Raw genomic sequence first — 16,681 nt, 5'->3', positions numbered from 1 at the left:
TATGAATACAGAGCGAAGAATGACAAGTGTCCATTCCGGCAGGTGAGACATAGTCATTTCCTCCAGTCTACTTAAAACCCTTTATATTGAGGTTCTTCACGTTCTAATACTGAAACTCTATTCTGTAAATCAGCGATGACACTGTCCATTTCTAACATACATTCATGGAATACGCGTTTTGCTTCGTCATCTGTGGAATTTAGCGAAAGAGAGCTTAAGCTTGCTTGAGCGCCCCTGACACTAGCAAGGCAGGTTTTAACGCTAGCGATAACTGTCATACAAACACCTCTTATCCTTTCGGTTTGAATAGCAATGCGCCAATAAAGCCGAAAATAATAGCTGCGGATACACCGGCGCTCGTTACTTTAAACATTCCCGTAATGACACCGACGATGCCGTGTTTTGCAGCTTCTTCCATTGCGCCGTGAACGAGGGCATTACCGAAACTTGTAATAGGTACAGTTGCCCCGGCTCCAGCAAAGTCGATTAATGGTTCATACAGGTTGAATCCGTCCAGTATAGCACCGGCAACAACGAGTGTTGCCATTGTATGAGCGGGTGTTAGCTTGCCGACATCAAACATAAGTTGGCCAATTACACATATGAGTCCGCCAATGACGAAAGCCCAGAAAAAAATCATTGCGTTGCACCTCCAAATTCAATCGAAACGGCGTGAGCGATACACGGAATCGTTTCTTCTTGTTGGAATGTAAGTGGAGATAGTAAAGCGCCTGTCGCAACGACAAGTATTTTTTTGAATTCTCCCCTTTTCATTCGGTTTAATAAATGACCGTACACGACTGTTGCGGAACATCCTGGTCCACTAGCACCAGCTATGACAGGTTGCCCCTCTCTATAGATGAGTAGCCCGCAATCTTGAAACTGTTCGCTTGTCACTTTTGTTCCGTGTTTATGTAGTAAGTCATAAGCAATTTCGCGTCCGACATGTCCTAGGTCGCCTGTTACGATTAAATCGTAGTAAGAGGCATCAATTTGGCGTTCGCGTAAGTGGGCTTCAATTGTATCGACGGCGGCTGGAGCCATCGCACCGCCCATATTAAATGGATCCGTTAATCCCATATCAACCACTCGTCCGATTGTTGCAGATGTTACCCTAGGGCCATGTCCAGTGTCACTTAAAATAGCCGCGCCTGCCCCGGTTACTGTCCACTGTGCAGTAGGGGGTTTTTGACCGCCGTATTCAGTTGGATAGCGGAATTGTTTTTCAACCGCAGTGTTATGGCTGGATGCCCCAGTTAATAAATATTTTGCGCCTTTTGCATTTACGATACTTGCCCCAAGTGCTAAACCTTCCATAGAAGTAGAACAAGCACCGAATAATCCGAGGTAAGGAGTGCCAAGTGTACGGCAAGCAAAGCTTGTAGGGGTAATTTGATTAATTAAATCTCCTGCAAGTACGAATTGGATATCATCTTTACGAAGTTCTGCTTTTTCAGTAGCGCGGCTACAAGCTTCTTCGAACAAAATTTTATGTGCTTTTTCATAGGAATCTTGGCCGAGCCATAAATCTTCATGAAGGATATCGAAGTCTTCTGGAATTTTCCCTTTTGCTTCAAACGGCCCACCAACGACTCCTGTCGAAATAATAACTGGTTTGTTTTCAAATACCCACGTTCGGTGTCCTTGTAACATTTATAGCCCTCCCCATTGAACGAGAATCGTTTTAATAAGCGCGATGACGAAAGCCGAAAATACACCAAACAAAATAACGGATCCAGCTAATTTAAACATGTTACCGCCAACACCAAGGACGAATCCTTCTGTACGGTGTTCGATACATGCGGCAATAACAGAGTTACCAAATCCAGTGACGGGTACAGCTGTGCCTGCCCCGGCAAACTGTCCAAGACGATCGTAGACGCCAAATCCCGTCAGTAGCATGGAGATAAAAATAAGAGTTGCAACGGTAGGGTTCCCGGCAGAGCGTTCAGTGAAATCAAAATAAGTAATATAAAAGGTGGAAATCAGTTGGCCTATTAGACAAATTAATCCTCCGACGAGAAAAGCTTTTATACAATTTTTAAAAACGGGGCGCTTCGGTTCGCGCTGTTGTTCGAATTTTTTATATTCTTGTTGTACAGGTGTTAAGTTTTTATCTTTACTAGACATTTGAATCCTTCCTTCTCTATTAGAAAGCTTAAATATTAGATCCCATTTCTGATTGAATGAGTTTCAATTGTTTTTTGATGCCATCTTTACTTACTTTCTTTTTCTTAATTTTGGTTTCAAGTTCTTCTATGAGCATAAAGATCTTTTTGTCTGTACTTACACGAATATTGAAAGTAGGGTTTTCATCACTTAGTTTCTTTTTTAATTTACTTCGTAAAGGTTTTAAACCAAATCTTTCGTGATGTTCAGGCTTGACGGCTATGTAAAGATCTAAATTTGTATTAACTGCGGTAGCTTCTATAATTCCTTCCATAGCAAGAGCTTTTTTCTTAGCGTCTTGCGATATAGATTGATTAAAGGATTCTGTACTCATTTTTGTTAATTTAGGGCCCTTGTCTTCTTCCGTTCGTTTAGCTTCTTCTTTCTTTACCTTTTTATCTAACGGGCTATTATCACATCCGGTAAGTGAACCGAATAGGAGCATAAATAACGCGGTTATGATTCCGAGTTTTCGCATTATAATCATTCCATTTCTATTGCAATATGTAATGTGATAGAAAAAGGATGACTGCATATCATCCTTTTTCTATTTCACAGCATGACGAATCCGTTATTGCTGTGAGTATTGTGGTTCTTCCTGTTGGACTTCTTCAACGCGTGGGTTTAAAGAATCGATAATCGTTTGTGTTTGCTCTGCAGCTGTTTGGAAAAGTTGCTTTGCTTGTTGGTTATCCGTATCAAGAGCGAATCCCTCTAAGCTAGCTTGTGCACTTTTTAATCCAGAAACAGTTTGCTTTAACTTTGTAATTACAGTCATTGAATGAAGCCCCCTTTGGAATATCAATTCAAAGATTATAATTTGTGAGTTGGGGTGAATTTATGATTGGAAAATTTAGGTTAAAAAATGTGTTTCTATACTTTAGGCTAAGGTGCATAAAGGATGAAAGGGGATATTTTTATTGATTTAGATGGATTTTATTGCTATTATTATGAGAAGAAAATGATGTGTTTTTTATAATCATGCGCCCATAGCTCAGTCGGATAGAGCGGTGGTTTCCGGTACCACGTCTGTCGGGGGTTCGAATCCCTCTGGGCGCGTCAAAAAGTCCTAACTTACGTTTTGTAGGTTAGGACTTTTTTTATTTCCCTCTTGTTATATCTAGTAATAAGATTTACTATTAGTACTTGGTTATAATAATGTTTTGCTTTATTATTTTCTTTCAATATTATTCAAATTTCGGTTGTAAGTTGTAAATCTCATTAATACATATAAATTAATAATATTTTGGAATGGGTGTCTGTGATAGCATTCTCCTTTTACCAAACTTATTGTACAATAGAAACAAGGGGGAGATTAGTTTGAAGGCAAGTCTTTTACAAGAACAAAGCTTACGTTTGGCAATGACACAAGAGTTAAGGCAAGCGATTACAATGCTCCAGTATAATGTACAAGAATTATCGGAGTTTTTGTATGAGCAATCGTTAGAGAATCCCCTTATTGAGTTAGGTGGTTTTGAGAGGGAGAAGAAAAAGAGCTCTAACAACAGTAAAAGTACCAGCAAACAAGTCGAGAATCAGATGGAAATCTACAGTGTGGATTCAACAACGATTCAGCAACATTTATTAAATCAAATACAGTATTATAAAATAGATGAAGAAGAGCGAAAAATAGCTTCTTTCATTATTATGAACATGGATGGAAATGGGTATTTACAAGAAACGAACGAAGAGTTAGCGGATCTCCTTTCCGCACCGATTCATGAAGTCGCCCGCTTTGTAGAGCTTGTCCAATCACTCGAGCCAGCAGGGGTAGGAGCTCGTAATATTCAGGAATGTCTAACTTTACAATTGAAGCGCTTACAAAGGCGGAATGGATTAGCAGAAGAGGTTATAGAGGATCACTTCGCTTATTTCGTGAAGAAGGATTGGCGAAAGCTCGTTCAAGTGTTGAAGTGTAGTAATGAAGAATTGCAAACAGCGGTGAACTGTATTACGTCATTACAGCCGAAACCAGGTCTTGCGTTTTCTTCTGATAAACCACTTTATATCGTGCCTGATATGGCGGTGAAAAAAGATGGTGATCGTCTCGTTTTACAAATGAACGAGAGAAATATGCCGAGAATTGAAATTCATTCTGAGTATAGTGCGCTTCTGAATAATAGTGAAAGTGAAGTAGCATCTTACGTATCAGAAAAGTATCAGCATGTGCAGTGGATTATGCGTAGTTTAAAACAGAGAAAACAGACGCTTCTGCAAGTGATGACTATTATTATGGAAAAACAACGTGATTTCTTCTGGGAAGGTCCAGAATATTTAAAACCGCTTGCTTTAAAAGAGGTGGCGGAAGAGTTAGGTGTGCATGAATCTACAATTAGTCGTGCAACGCGAAATAAATATGTGCAAACACCACACGGTTTATTTGAGATGAAATCGTTCTTTAGCAATGCCGTTTCGACTACTGAAGATGAAGCTGTTTCTACAAAGCGTGTGAAACGATTTATCCAAACACTTGTTGAGGCAGAGAATAAGAAAAAGCCACTTTCAGATCAAAAGATTTCAAAATTATTAGAAGAAGAGCATGAAATCGTTATTTCTCGAAGAACAGTGGCGAAGTATAGAGAACAAATGCACATTCCAGCGTCATCATTACGAAAAACGATCGGATAGGTGAAGAATATGAAAGTTGTACTGTATACAAAAAAAGATTGTGGCCTTTGCGTGCAGGTGAAACAGGTTTTACAGGAAGTACAATATGAATATTCTTTTCAAATCGAGGAAATAGATATATATGAAGATAATGACCTTTTGGAGAAGTATCATTTAATGATTCCGGTTGTAGAAATAGGCGGGAAACAGGTAGAATATGGTAACATTCACAAAGGTGTCATAATAAACTATATAAAGAATGCAGTTAAGAGTTGAATAAGTTTCTATCTCCTGTTACAATAATACACGTAGCAGGGATTATTTTTTTAACCTATGTGGGACACAAAATGTCACTACGGGACGTAAAGTGACCACAAGGAAAAATGAACCAATGTAGTGAGGAGAAAAGATATGCGCTCATGGATTCAGAACACAAAAAAATTATTACCTGATCTGCTACCTGTTATGCAAACGAGAATGCAAATTCTTCAATACATTAGGCTCATGCAGCCGATTGGAAGAAGAAATTTGTCAGCAAGTCTCGGTATGACAGAACGAGTATTGCGAAGTGAAGTTCAAGTTTTGAAAGAACAAAACTTAGTTCACGTCGCTTCTTCTGGAATGACTTTGACAGAAGAAGGAACAGCTTTAGTTCTTGCATTGGAAGACTTTATGAAAGAAATTTCCGGGTTAAAGGTTTTAGAAAAGCAACTTAAGGAAACATTAGACTTGGATGAAGTTTTCGTTGTCCCTGGTGATAGTGATGAATCACCTTGGGTCAAACTGGAGATGGGCCGTGCTTGTGTGACTTGTATAAAAGACCGTCTGACAGTGAATAATATCGTTGCTGTGGCTGGAGGAACTACGCTAGCTGCTGCTGCGGACATGATGCAGCTTGATTGCAAAGATTTACATATGCTATTTGTCCCAGCGCGTGGTGGAATTGGAGAGGGTGTTGAATTAGAAGCCAATACCATTTGTGCCAAGATGGCGCAAAATACGATGAGTAATTATCGCTTATTGTATGTTCCAGACCATGTTAGTAGCGAAGCATATGCGTCTATTGTGACAGAGCCTTCCGTGAAAGAAGTTCTTGAGTTGATTCGATCTTCCAATATCGTCATTCATGGAATAGGTGATGCGTTAACAATGGCACGTCGCAGAAATACTTCAGAAGCAGATTGGTTAAAGATTCAAGCAAGCGAAGCAGTAGGCGAAGCTTTCGGTTACTACTTTAATGAACAAGGAAATGTTGTTCATAAAGTAAGAACAGTTGGTATGCAACTTGAGGATTTACAACATGTATCTCACGTTGTTGCGGTCGCTGGAGGTTCTTCAAAGGCAAAGGCAATACAGGCTGTAATTAAACAAGGGCACACTTCAATTCTAATTACAGATGAAGGTGCAGCAAAACAGTTAACAAAGGGTATTACCCTTTAATATAATCCCCCAAGGAGGAAATTCAAATGACTAAAATTGGTATTAATGGATTTGGACGTATCGGACGTAACGTATTCCGCGCAGCTCTTAACAACTCTGAGGTAGAAGTAGTAGCAATCAACGACTTAACAGATGCTAAAACATTAGCTCACCTTTTAAAATATGACACAGTTCACGGAACTTTAAATGCAGAAGTATCTGCTAACGAAAACAGCATCGTTGTTAACGGTAAAGAAATTAAAGTTATCGCTGAGCGTGACCCAGCTCAATTATCATGGAGCGACTACGGAGTAGAAGTAGTAGTAGAATCTACTGGCCGTTTCACTAAAAAATCAGACGCTGAAAAACACTTAGGTGGATCAGTTAAGAAAGTTATCATCTCAGCTCCAGCTTCTGACGAAGATATCACTGTAGTTATGGGTGTTAACCACGAACAATATGATGCAGCTAACCACAACGTAGTATCTAACGCTTCTTGTACTACAAACTGTCTAGCTCCATTCGCTAAAGTATTAAACGAAAAATTCGGCGTAAAACGCGGAATGATGACAACAATTCACTCTTACACTAACGACCAACAAATCTTAGACTTACCACACAAAGATTTACGTCGTGCTCGTGCAGCAGCTGAAAACATGATCCCAACATCTACTGGTGCAGCTAAAGCTGTAGCATTAGTATTACCAGAACTTAAAGGTAAATTAAACGGTGGCGCTGTACGTGTTCCAACTGCTAACGTTTCTCTTGTTGACTTAGTTGTTGAACTTGACAAAGAAGTAACAGTTGAAGATGTAAACGCAGCATTCAAAGCAGCAGCTGAAGGCGAATTAAAAGGTATCCTTGGATACAGCGAAGAGCCATTAGTATCTATCGACTATAACGGATGTACAGCTTCTTCTACAATCGATGCATTATCTACAATGGTAATGGAAGGTAACATGGTTAAAGTACTTTCTTGGTACGATAACGAAACTGGTTACTCTAACCGCGTAGTAGACCTAGCAGCATACATGACTTCTAAAGGTCTTTAATTCTTAATTATATAAGTAATCAATGACAAAACGAGGGAGAGGGTTTGTTCCCTCTCTCTCTTCTTTCGTTTTAAAAGCAAATGTGTTAAGCTTTTGAGTGGGTTTTGTCAATCCTAACTAGTAGTCGGAGGGAAATCCAATGAACAAAAAATCAATTCGTGACGTAGATTTAAAAGGTAAGCGTGTATTTTGCCGCGTTGATTTCAACGTACCTATGAAAGAAGGCAAAATTACAGATGAAACTCGTATCCGTGCAGCTCTTCCTACAATTCAATATTTAGTAGAGCAAGGTGCGAAAGTTATTTTAGCAAGTCACTTAGGCCGTCCAAAAGGTCAAGCAGTAGAAGAATTACGTCTTACTCCAGTAGCAGCACGTTTAGGCGAGCTTCTTGGTAAAGATGTTAAAAAAGCAGACGAAGCATTCGGACCAGTTGCACAAGAAATGGTTGCAGCAATGAACGAAGGCGACGTATTAGTTCTTGAAAACGTACGTTTCTATGCGGGCGAAGAAAAGAACGATGCAGAACTTGCGAAAGAATTTGCAGCTCTTGCTGATATCTTCGTAAACGATGCATTCGGTGCAGCTCACCGTGCTCACGCTTCTACAGCAGGTATCGCAGACTACCTACCAGCAGTATCTGGATTATTAATGGAAAAAGAGTTAGATGTACTTGGAAAAGCACTTTCTAACCCAGAACGTCCATTCACAGCTATCATTGGTGGTGCGAAAGTAAAAGATAAAATCGGTGTAATTCGTCATCTATTAGACAAAGTAGATAACTTAATCATCGGTGGCGGACTTGCTTACACATTCGTTAAAGCTTTAGGTCATGAAATTGGTCTATCTCTATGTGAAGACGACAAGATCGAACTAGCTAAAGAATTTATGCAACTTGCAAAAGAAAAAGGCGTAAACTTCTACATGCCAGTTGATGTTGTAATCACAGAGGAATTCTCTGAAACTGCAACAACTCAAATCGTAGGTATCGACTCTATCCCTTCTAATTGGGAAGGCGTGGACATCGGTCCTAAAACACGTGAAATTTATGCAGATGTAATTAAAAATTCTAAGCTTGTTGTATGGAATGGACCAATGGGTGTATTCGAAATGACTCCATTCGCAGAAGGTACAAAAGCAGTAGGACAAGCATTAGCAGATGCAGAAGATACATACTCTGTTATCGGCGGTGGTGACTCTGCAGCAGCTGTTGAAAAATTCGGTATGGCTGATAAAATGAGCCACATTTCTACTGGCGGCGGTGCGTCATTAGAATTCATGGAAGGCAAAGAGCTTCCAGGTGTAGTTTGTCTTAACGACAAATAAGTAGCAGCCAAAGAAAAAGGACGGTGCAAAGCATGCGTAAACCAATTATCGCAGGTAACTGGAAAATGAATAAAACTCTATCTGAAGCAGTTAGCTTCGTAGAGGAAGTTAAAGGTCAAATCCCAGCAGCTTCAGCTGTTGATGCAGTAGTTTGCTCTCCAGCTCTATTTTTAGAGCGTTTAGTAGCTAAGGCTGAAGGAACTGATTTACAAGTAGGTGCACAAAACATGCACTTCGAAAAAAATGGTGCATTCACTGGCGAAATTAGCCCAGTAGCACTTAGCGACTTAAAAGTAGGCTACGTAGTACTTGGCCACTCTGAGCGTCGCGAAATGTTTGCTGAAACAGATGAGTCAGTAAACAAAAAGACTCTTGCAGCATTTGAACATGGTTTAACACCAATCGTATGTTGTGGTGAGACTTTAGAAGAGCGCGAAAGCGGAAAAACATTTGATCTAGTAGCAGGTCAAGTGACAAAAGCACTTGCAGGTTTAACAGAAGAGCAAGTTAAAGCAACTGTTATCGCTTATGAGCCAATCTGGGCTATCGGTACAGGTAAATCTTCTTCTTCTGCAGATGCAAACGAAGTATGTGCGCACATCCGTAAAGTTGTTGCAGAAGCTGTTTCTACAGAAGCTGCAGAAGCTGTTCGTATTCAATACGGCGGTAGCGTAAAACCAGAAAACATTAAAGAGTATATGGCACAATCTGACATCGACGGCGCTTTAGTTGGCGGTGCTAGCTTAGAGCCTGCTTCGTTCTTAGGTCTTCTGGGGGCGGTAAAATGAGAAAGCCAACAGCTTTAATCATTCTTGATGGTTTCGGACTACGTGAAGAAACTCATGGGAATGCTGTAGCACAAGCTAAGAAACCTAATTTTGATGGTTACTGGAACAAATTCCCTCACACAACGCTTACAGCTTGTGGTGAGGAAGTAGGTCTTCCAGAAGGTCAAATGGGTAACTCTGAGGTTGGTCACTTAAATATCGGTGCCGGCCGCATCGTATATCAAAGCTTAACACGCGTAAACGTTGCGATTCGTGAAGGTGAGTTCGATCAGAACGAAACTTTCCAAAATGCAATTAAAAGCGTAAAAGAAAAAGGTACTGCTCTTCATTTATTCGGTTTACTTTCTGATGGTGGTGTGCACAGTCACATGAACCATATGTTTGCTCTTCTTCGCTTAGCAGCAAAAGAAGGCGTGGAGAAAGTTTATATCCATGCATTCTTAGACGGCCGCGATGTTGGACCACAAACAGCAAAAGGTTATATCGATGCAACAAATGAAGTAATTAAAGAAACAGGAGTAGGACAATTCGCGACTATCTCTGGTCGTTATTACTCTATGGACCGTGACAAGCGTTGGGATCGCGTAGAAAAATGTTACAGTGCTATGGTAAATGGTGAAGGCCCTACTTATAAATCAGCAGAAGAGTGTGTAGAAGACTCTTATGCGAACGGTATCTATGATGAATTCGTATTGCCGTCTGTAATTGTTAACGAAGATAACACGCCAGTTGCAACAATCAATGATGATGATGCAGTTATCTTCTATAACTTCCGTCCAGACCGTGCAATTCAAATTGCTCGTGTATTTACAAACGAAGACTTCCGTGAGTTCGATCGTGGTGAAAAAGTACCTCACATTCCTGAATTCGTTTGTATGACACATTTCAGTGAAACTGTAGATGGTTACGTGGCATTCAAGCCAATGAACCTTGATAACACATTAGGTGAAGTTGTTGCGCAAGCGGGATTAAAGCAACTTCGCATCGCGGAAACTGAAAAGTATCCGCACGTTACATTCTTCTTTAGCGGTGGTCGTGAGGCTGAATTCCCAGGAGAAGAGCGTATTTTAATTAACTCACCGAAGGTTGCAACTTATGACTTGAAACCTGAAATGAGCATTTACGAAGTAACGGACGCTTTAGTAAATGAAATCGAAAATGATAAACATGATGTTATCATTCTTAACTTTGCAAACTGTGATATGGTTGGCCATTCTGGGATGATGGAACCAACAATTAAAGCAGTAGAAGCAACTGACGAATGTTTAGGAAAAGTTGTAGAAGCGATTCTTGCAAAAGATGGTGTAGCACTTATTACTGCTGACCATGGTAATGCTGATCAGGAGTTAACTGCTGATGGTGGACCAATGACAGCTCATACAACTAACCCGGTTCCTTTCATCGTTACAAAAAATGATGTAGAGCTTCGTGAAGGTGGTATTTTAGGAGATATCGCTCCAACAATGCTTACGCTTTTAAATGTGGAACAACCGAAAGAAATGACAGGTAAAACAATTATTAAATAATTTGCTTATATAAAAAGGAGAGAATTTATTATGTCAACAATTATTGATGTTTATGCTCGCGAAGTCCTTGACTCTCGTGGTAACCCAACTGTAGAAGTAGAAGTTTACACAGAAAGCGGCGCTTTCGGACGCGCTATCGTACCAAGTGGTGCATCTACTGGTGAGCACGAAGCAGTAGAATTACGTGACGGTGACAAATCTCGTTACCTTGGTAAAGGTGTTCTAAATGCAGTAAACAACGTTAACGAAGCAATCGCTCCAGAAATCGTTGGTTTCGACGTAACTGACCAAGCTGGTATCGACCGTGCTATGATCGAATTAGATGGCACTCCAAACAAAGGTAAACTAGGCGCTAACGCTATCCTTGGTGTATCTATGGCAGTAGCTCACGCAGCAGCTGACTTCGTAGGTCTTCCATTATACCGTTACCTTGGTGGATTCAATGCAAAACAATTACCAACTCCAATGATGAACATCATCAACGGTGGTTCTCACGCTGATAACAACGTAGACTTCCAAGAGTTCATGATCTTACCAGTTGGTGCTCCAACATTCAAAGAATCAATCCGTATGGGTGCTGAAGTATTCCATGCACTTAAAGCTGTATTACATGACAAAGGTCTTAACACTGCAGTAGGTGACGAAGGTGGATTCGCTCCAAACCTTGGTTCTAACCGTGAAGCATTAGAAGTAATCATTGAAGCTATCGAAAAAGCTGGTTACAAAGCTGGCGAGAACGTATTCTTAGGAATGGACGTTGCTTCTTCTGAGTTCTACAACAAAGAAACTGGTAAATATGACCTTGCAGGCGAAGGCCGTACTGGCTTAACTTCTGCAGAAATGGTTGATTTCTACGAAGAGCTTTGCAAAGACTTCCCAATCATCTCTATCGAAGATGGTTTAGACGAAAACGACTGGGATGGTCACAAATTATTAACTGAGCGTATCGGTGATAAAGTACAATTAGTTGGTGACGACTTATTCGTAACTAACACTCAAAAACTTGCTGAAGGTATCGAAAAAGGTATCTCTAACTCAATCTTAATTAAAGTTAACCAAATCGGTACTTTAACTGAGACTTTCGAAGCTATCGAAATGGCTAAACGTGCTGGTTACACAGCAGTTGTATCTCACCGTTCTGGTGAAACTGAAGATGCTACAATCGCTGACATCGCAGTTGCAACTAACGCTGGCCAAATCAAAACTGGTTCTATGAGCCGTACTGACCGTATTGCTAAGTACAACCAATTATTACGCATCGAAGACGAACTAGGCGAAATCGCTGTTTACGATGGTATCAAATCTTTCTATAACATCAAACGATAATTGTAGAAAATAACGACAGACCGTGAGAAATCACGGTCTGTTTTTTTATGTTAATAACAAGATTTATTGAAGGAATTTATTTTTGATTTGTGTATTGGGAAAATGCTGTAGAAGATAGAGGAGTTTTTTGGTATATTTAGAATAAAAATGCAGTCTAATAATGGAATATTTAATTATAAGGAGTAAGTATGATGAAAAAAAAGTTACAAGTATTCATATCATCTACATTTAAGGATTTAATAGAAGAAAGACAATCGGCAGTAGAAGCAGTTCTTAGCTCAGGGCATATCCCTGCAGGAATGGAGTTATTTAAGGCTGGTGATGAGTCCCAAAAGGAGACAATAAAAAGGTGGATAGATGAGTCTGATGTATATCTTCTAATATTAGGTGGTCGATATGGAAGTATTGAGCCAGTAAGTGGGAAGAGCTATACTCATTGGGAGTATGATTACGCGGAAGAGATTGGAATCCCTCGTTTTGCTGTAGTCATAGATAAGCAAGCTTTAGATGTTAAGATAAAGCAAATTGGTAGAGATGCTATCGAACTGGAGAATGCTCCAAAGTACGAAGAGTTTAAACAACAAGTACTTCATAAAACATCTGAATTTTTCAATGATTTAAAAGATATTAAGTTAACTATTCATAGAAAGTTGGCGGAGTTAGGGGCAAATGACGCACTTTCCGGTTGGGTATCAGCTAAGGACATTAGAACAAACGAAACATTAATAAATGAAATTTCAAGGTTAATGCAGGAAAATAGTGAATTAAAGGGAAAATTTGCGACGCTTAAGAATAACAATACTACTCGTGAGGAGAACATCCAAAAGAGTAAAGGCACAATGGCTCTTTCTTTTGATAGAGGTAGTATAACTACTAGAATTGAGAGGATACTTAAGATTTATAATACTGAGAGACAAGAAGACTATGACGTGATATCTTGGTCTGAAAATGATGAAAAGATTATACTTCCAAGACCAAGGGGCCAGTATCAGGCATACTTTAAAATTGAGGAAGATTATATTGAAGAAATAATGATAGTTGGTATAGTTGATGGCAGATTAATGAGTTTCAATGATTCTTTAGCAGAAATTAGAGTAATGCTTTCGGAGCAAAATGATTTAGTACATAATATGCCAATATGTTTTATTATTGCAATGCAAGGAGAACAACCTGAAAAAGTAGAAATTGCCAGTGAATTTTTTAGTAAAGCCATAGATTACTCTGAAGTTAATGATAATGAATTGTATAGGCTGGATATTTGGGACGAGAAACGACTTACAGAAATTGAAAAGGAATTGGCATTAGTTTTATAGTAGTTAAGGCGAGTGTCGCATTTATTTTATGGGTGGGAGAATTATAAATTCTTCCACTTTATTAATTTATAATAATATAAACTATTGTTCAAAGGGAGGATTTATTATTAGATATTAGTAAGAACAGGATATGCTTGAGTTAGTATAAATATAAAATTGGGTATTTCGAATTACTAATATGTTACAGGTGATGTATGGAAATTCATTTTAATTAGGAAGGAGATATAAATTGAAAGAAGCATTTAAAGAATTAATTATAAAGGTTAGTTTATTTTTAATCCTTGTATTTTCTGCTGATTATCTTTTTAAAGAAAGTGAGGTGGAGAGAAATTTACTAAATAAATTAATGTGTTGGGGTGGGGTCTATTTTTGTTTATACATAAGTTTGATAATAGTACTTTCTAAGGTTGAGAATAAGTTTATTATTGGGGCGATAAAAATTCTTGGGCTTCCACTTTTCTTAAGTATGATGGCCCGACATTACTTAACGCCTATTTTTACAATAATGATGTTTACAGTATTTTACTTTTTCCCTACTGCTCTGGTTTTGAATTTATCGAATATATTTACCTTTTTGAATCCTTATCTTGATGGAATAATATATTTAGTTAATGTTTTTACTGTGTTAATTTTTGCTTACTTGGGTAACAAAGTTATGCAATTTATCATGAGTACTCTTAGGACTGAGATAGCTAAGGATGTCTTTGATAAATATTTCACGGTACTGTATACGAGAATTTATAGTTATGTATTGATGATCTTAATCTATGTAATATATAATTTTATGGCATTTTCGCAAAGTGACCTTTTAAAGGCCTTACCCATAGAGCCTGTTTCTGTTATCAAGGAAGTATTTGTAACTTTTGTTGCAATAGATACTTTGATTCAAATCTTATTAAACCAGCAAGAAAATAAAAAAGCTAAAATTGAGGTTTCTGAATAGAGGATAATTGACAGTTAAAAGAATGATTTATAGCTAATAAGGTTGATGTTTTTTGAATAAGCCAACCTATATAGTATTTAGCGATTCTTTTACTAGGAGAGAAATATGCTAGGGAGATGTATCGAGAGAGATTTGGTACAATAATGGTAGGGAGAAAATAGTTTTATAGTAAAATTCATTCATTTAGTGTAGTGAGGGGAAGAAATGGACTATATAATTTCAAATAAAGATTGGATATTTTCAGGTATTGGCATATTTATAATAAGTGGGATAATTAGTTTTATTAGAAAAAAATCTTCAATTGAACAAGAGAACAGTAAACATCAAAGTGGGAATAATAATATACAAGCAGATGGAGATGTAACAGTAAATCATACAACTAATGTATATGAAAAAAAAGAATTAGAAGTGGTAAAAAGCCCATTAATTGAATTGGCTAATAAATTTTATTCTATCTTGGAGAATCATGGAATTAGTAGGGTACAAATACCATCTTTTATTGATAAGAAGTTTAATATTCATTATGCTGATGTAGCGGATGAGCATTCAATTATTCCGAAAATTAGTGACGAGTTACTTGAGTGGATTTCTTTAAAATTGGGTATTAGAAGAAGTTGGTTTGATGCAAAAGATGATTTAATGTATAACAGCGTTTATTGTTATAGAGATGTATGGGAATTTAGAAATTTGTTTAATAAATTGATTGATGAATTTACAGTTTATGATTATAAAGATTATCTTCGGGTTTATTTCCTTAAAACGTTTAAAGATTTTAATGGGGATAAATCAGGTGAAGAGGGAATAGCAGAGGTAATAATAATTGTTAGTGTACAAATAGGTGAGACACATACAAATGCTGTTAATAAGTACATTTTAATTACTGCAAATTTAAGTTGGGATTATGAGAAGTCAAGGCAGGATATAAAAAGAATGATTAGAATAGCTGATAAATTAAGGATAGATACTAGAGGGTTTGACATTTCTAAAGATGAATATCAAGAAATTGCTTCGGGTAAAGTCGTACCGAGGGCTATATTAAGTAAAAAAAGGATAACTTGGTATCCAGAGGATTATAATGGTTCTTTTAATGATAGAATAGATGAAATTGAGTATGAGCATAGTGAATCATTTCAGGACTCCTTAAGGAGCATAGATGATAAAGTTGATGAAATGCTTGAAGAGAAAAGACAGCAGTTTAAATAAAAGATTTAATAAGGGTATAACATGAAAGGTACTGGCCCGTCCAAATTAATCTTTTTAGTAAAAATAAAAAATCAACTCATTTAGAGGCTTGGTTTTTTTATATTGAATTAAACTAGTTCGTACACCATCTAAGTTAAGTGATAGATGGTGTTTGCGAACTGAGTAATACAATCATCTATGAGTAGGAAAAAACAAGTTAAATAATATTGTTTCCTCTCATGTTTTTATAAAGACTCTATGAGCCGTACTGACCGTATTGCTAAGTACAACCAATTATTACGCATCGAAGACGAACTAGGCGAAATCGCTGTTTACGATGGTATCAAATCTTTCTACAACATCAAACGATAATTGTAGAAAATAATGACAGACCGTGAGAAATCACGGTCTGTTTTTTTATGTTAAAATTGCTCACCCGTCATAAGTGACATGAAATGTTTAAAGAAGCGGTTATAATCAAAATCAATTGCGATTTGATGACTCGGCCAATCAATAAATGGCTTAGATTCTCCTAAAGAACGAAATTCCCCTATGCTTGTTCCTTGTGCATAAGATTCTGTCATGACAACGATAGGTGACTTGTGATACGTAAACATAGAGTTATCAAGTAAAGCGAGTATTGGCATTGTGTCATGGAAGGGGCTCCCCTTTAAATGCGGTAAGGCGTCTTTATAATATCCGTAGTAATAATGATTGAATAACGGTTTGACGAGTGGGGCTTTTCCTTTTGCTTCAATGTATTCAGCCATTTCTGGTGTAATGATGGAATACTGAGTGACGTTTAATGGATAGATGTACATGTTAGGTGAGGATTGAAGGACTATATTAGCGGCAGTAGGATCGCCATAAAAGTTTGCTTCGGAAATAGGGGTAACATTACCAGGATGTAAAAAGGCACCGCCCATTACGTAGTAAGATTTAACTTGCTTCATGAGCTGTTTACATAAGATGAATAAAATTGCTAGGGAGGTAAGTCTGCCTAAACTAACAATGATTAATTCATCTTTATAC

General features: G+C 37.9%; 18 protein-coding genes, 1 tRNA gene and 1 pseudogene. 13 read left to right on the top strand and 7 right to left on the bottom strand.

Going from position 1 to position 16,681, the window contains the following annotated elements; translation table 11 throughout:
- Window positions 1-71 precede the first annotated feature (71 nt).
- The 6 genes from JDS82_RS28655 to JDS82_RS28630 form a co-directional block, all read right to left on the bottom strand.
- The gene (locus tag JDS82_RS28655; RefSeq protein ID WP_000215917.1) at window positions 72-278 is read right to left on the bottom strand and encodes a DUF1657 domain-containing protein; all 207 of its coding nucleotides are present in this window, start codon (window positions 276-278) and stop codon (window positions 72-74) included.
- Between the two features lie 11 nt (window positions 279-289).
- Complete coding sequence (spoVAE, locus tag JDS82_RS28650; RefSeq protein ID WP_000575919.1) at window positions 290-640, bottom strand: stage V sporulation protein AE; 351 nt, start codon at window positions 638-640, stop codon at window positions 290-292.
- Entirely contained in the window at window positions 637-1,653 is a 1,017-nt protein-coding gene (gene spoVAD / locus JDS82_RS28645) for a stage V sporulation protein AD (RefSeq protein ID WP_000938954.1), read from the bottom strand. Before spoVAD ends, spoVAE begins: the two co-directional genes overlap by 4 nt.
- Complete coding sequence (spoVAC, locus tag JDS82_RS28640) at window positions 1,654-2,130, bottom strand: stage V sporulation protein AC (RefSeq protein WP_000095409.1); 477 nt, start codon at window positions 2,128-2,130, stop codon at window positions 1,654-1,656. It lies immediately after the preceding gene.
- Between the two features lie 28 nt (window positions 2,131-2,158).
- The gene (locus JDS82_RS28635) at window positions 2,159-2,647 is read right to left on the bottom strand and encodes a YhcN/YlaJ family sporulation lipoprotein (RefSeq protein ID WP_064057319.1); all 489 of its coding nucleotides are present in this window, start codon (window positions 2,645-2,647) and stop codon (window positions 2,159-2,161) included.
- Between the two features lie 93 nt (window positions 2,648-2,740).
- The gene (locus tag JDS82_RS28630; RefSeq protein WP_000216160.1) at window positions 2,741-2,947 is read right to left on the bottom strand and encodes a DUF1657 domain-containing protein; all 207 of its coding nucleotides are present in this window, start codon (window positions 2,945-2,947) and stop codon (window positions 2,741-2,743) included.
- Window positions 2,948-3,152: 205 nt separating this feature from the next.
- On the opposite strand from JDS82_RS28630, the gene JDS82_RS28625 reads away from it, so the two are divergent.
- From JDS82_RS28625 to JDS82_RS28565, 13 genes and pseudogenes are all read left to right on the top strand, one after another.
- A tRNA-Arg gene (locus tag JDS82_RS28625) sits at window positions 3,153-3,228 on the top strand.
- A gap of 261 nt (window positions 3,229-3,489) precedes the next feature.
- The gene (gene rpoN, locus JDS82_RS28620) at window positions 3,490-4,797 is read left to right on the top strand and encodes an RNA polymerase factor sigma-54 (RefSeq protein WP_199714314.1); all 1,308 of its coding nucleotides are present in this window, start codon (window positions 3,490-3,492) and stop codon (window positions 4,795-4,797) included.
- 9 nt (window positions 4,798-4,806) lie between these two features.
- Complete coding sequence (locus JDS82_RS28615; protein ID WP_199714313.1) at window positions 4,807-5,052, top strand: glutaredoxin family protein; 246 nt, start codon at window positions 4,807-4,809, stop codon at window positions 5,050-5,052.
- Between the two features lie 135 nt (window positions 5,053-5,187).
- Entirely contained in the window at window positions 5,188-6,216 is a 1,029-nt protein-coding gene (gene cggR / locus JDS82_RS28610) for a gapA transcriptional regulator CggR (RefSeq protein ID WP_001258189.1), read from the top strand.
- Window positions 6,217-6,242: 26 nt separating this feature from the next.
- Window positions 6,243-7,247, top strand: coding sequence for a type I glyceraldehyde-3-phosphate dehydrogenase (gene gap, locus JDS82_RS28605; RefSeq protein ID WP_199714312.1), 1,005 nt, complete (start codon window positions 6,243-6,245; stop codon window positions 7,245-7,247).
- A gap of 139 nt (window positions 7,248-7,386) precedes the next feature.
- A complete protein-coding gene (locus tag JDS82_RS28600) occupies window positions 7,387-8,571 on the top strand; it encodes a phosphoglycerate kinase (protein ID WP_001036332.1) in 1,185 nt (394 codons plus the stop codon).
- Between the two features lie 32 nt (window positions 8,572-8,603).
- Complete coding sequence (gene tpiA, locus JDS82_RS28595; protein WP_001231045.1) at window positions 8,604-9,359, top strand: triose-phosphate isomerase; 756 nt, start codon at window positions 8,604-8,606, stop codon at window positions 9,357-9,359.
- On the top strand, window positions 9,356-10,885 hold the full coding sequence (gene gpmI / locus JDS82_RS28590) for a 2,3-bisphosphoglycerate-independent phosphoglycerate mutase (RefSeq protein ID WP_001231145.1): 1,530 nt from the start codon (window positions 9,356-9,358) through the stop codon (window positions 10,883-10,885). The genes tpiA and gpmI overlap by 4 nt, the downstream gene beginning before the upstream one ends.
- Window positions 10,886-10,915: 30 nt before the next feature.
- Entirely contained in the window at window positions 10,916-12,211 is a 1,296-nt protein-coding gene (gene eno, locus JDS82_RS28585; RefSeq protein WP_000103948.1) for a phosphopyruvate hydratase, read from the top strand.
- Window positions 12,212-12,402: 191 nt separating this feature from the next.
- The gene (locus JDS82_RS28580) at window positions 12,403-13,524 is read left to right on the top strand and encodes a DUF4062 domain-containing protein (RefSeq protein WP_199714311.1); all 1,122 of its coding nucleotides are present in this window, start codon (window positions 12,403-12,405) and stop codon (window positions 13,522-13,524) included.
- 229 nt (window positions 13,525-13,753) lie between these two features.
- A complete protein-coding gene (locus tag JDS82_RS28575) occupies window positions 13,754-14,467 on the top strand; it encodes a hypothetical protein (RefSeq protein ID WP_199714310.1) in 714 nt (237 codons plus the stop codon).
- A gap of 204 nt (window positions 14,468-14,671) precedes the next feature.
- Window positions 14,672-15,670, top strand: coding sequence for a hypothetical protein (locus tag JDS82_RS28570; RefSeq protein ID WP_199714309.1), 999 nt, complete (start codon window positions 14,672-14,674; stop codon window positions 15,668-15,670).
- 234 nt (window positions 15,671-15,904) lie between these two features.
- A pseudogene (locus tag JDS82_RS28565) lies at window positions 15,905-16,021 on the top strand (hypothetical protein); the annotation flags it as partial.
- A gap of 50 nt (window positions 16,022-16,071) precedes the next feature.
- Here the strand turns inward: JDS82_RS28565 and JDS82_RS28560 are convergent.
- A partial coding sequence (locus JDS82_RS28560; RefSeq protein ID WP_199714308.1) for a nucleoside hydrolase occupies window positions 16,072-16,681 on the bottom strand: 610 nt, incomplete at its 5' end.

This window comes from Bacillus cereus group sp. N14, assembly GCF_016483555.1.
GTDB classification, from domain to species: domain Bacteria; phylum Bacillota; class Bacilli; order Bacillales; family Bacillaceae_G; genus Bacillus_A; species Bacillus_A wiedmannii.
This window is presented reverse-complemented; position numbering and strand designations above follow the sequence as displayed.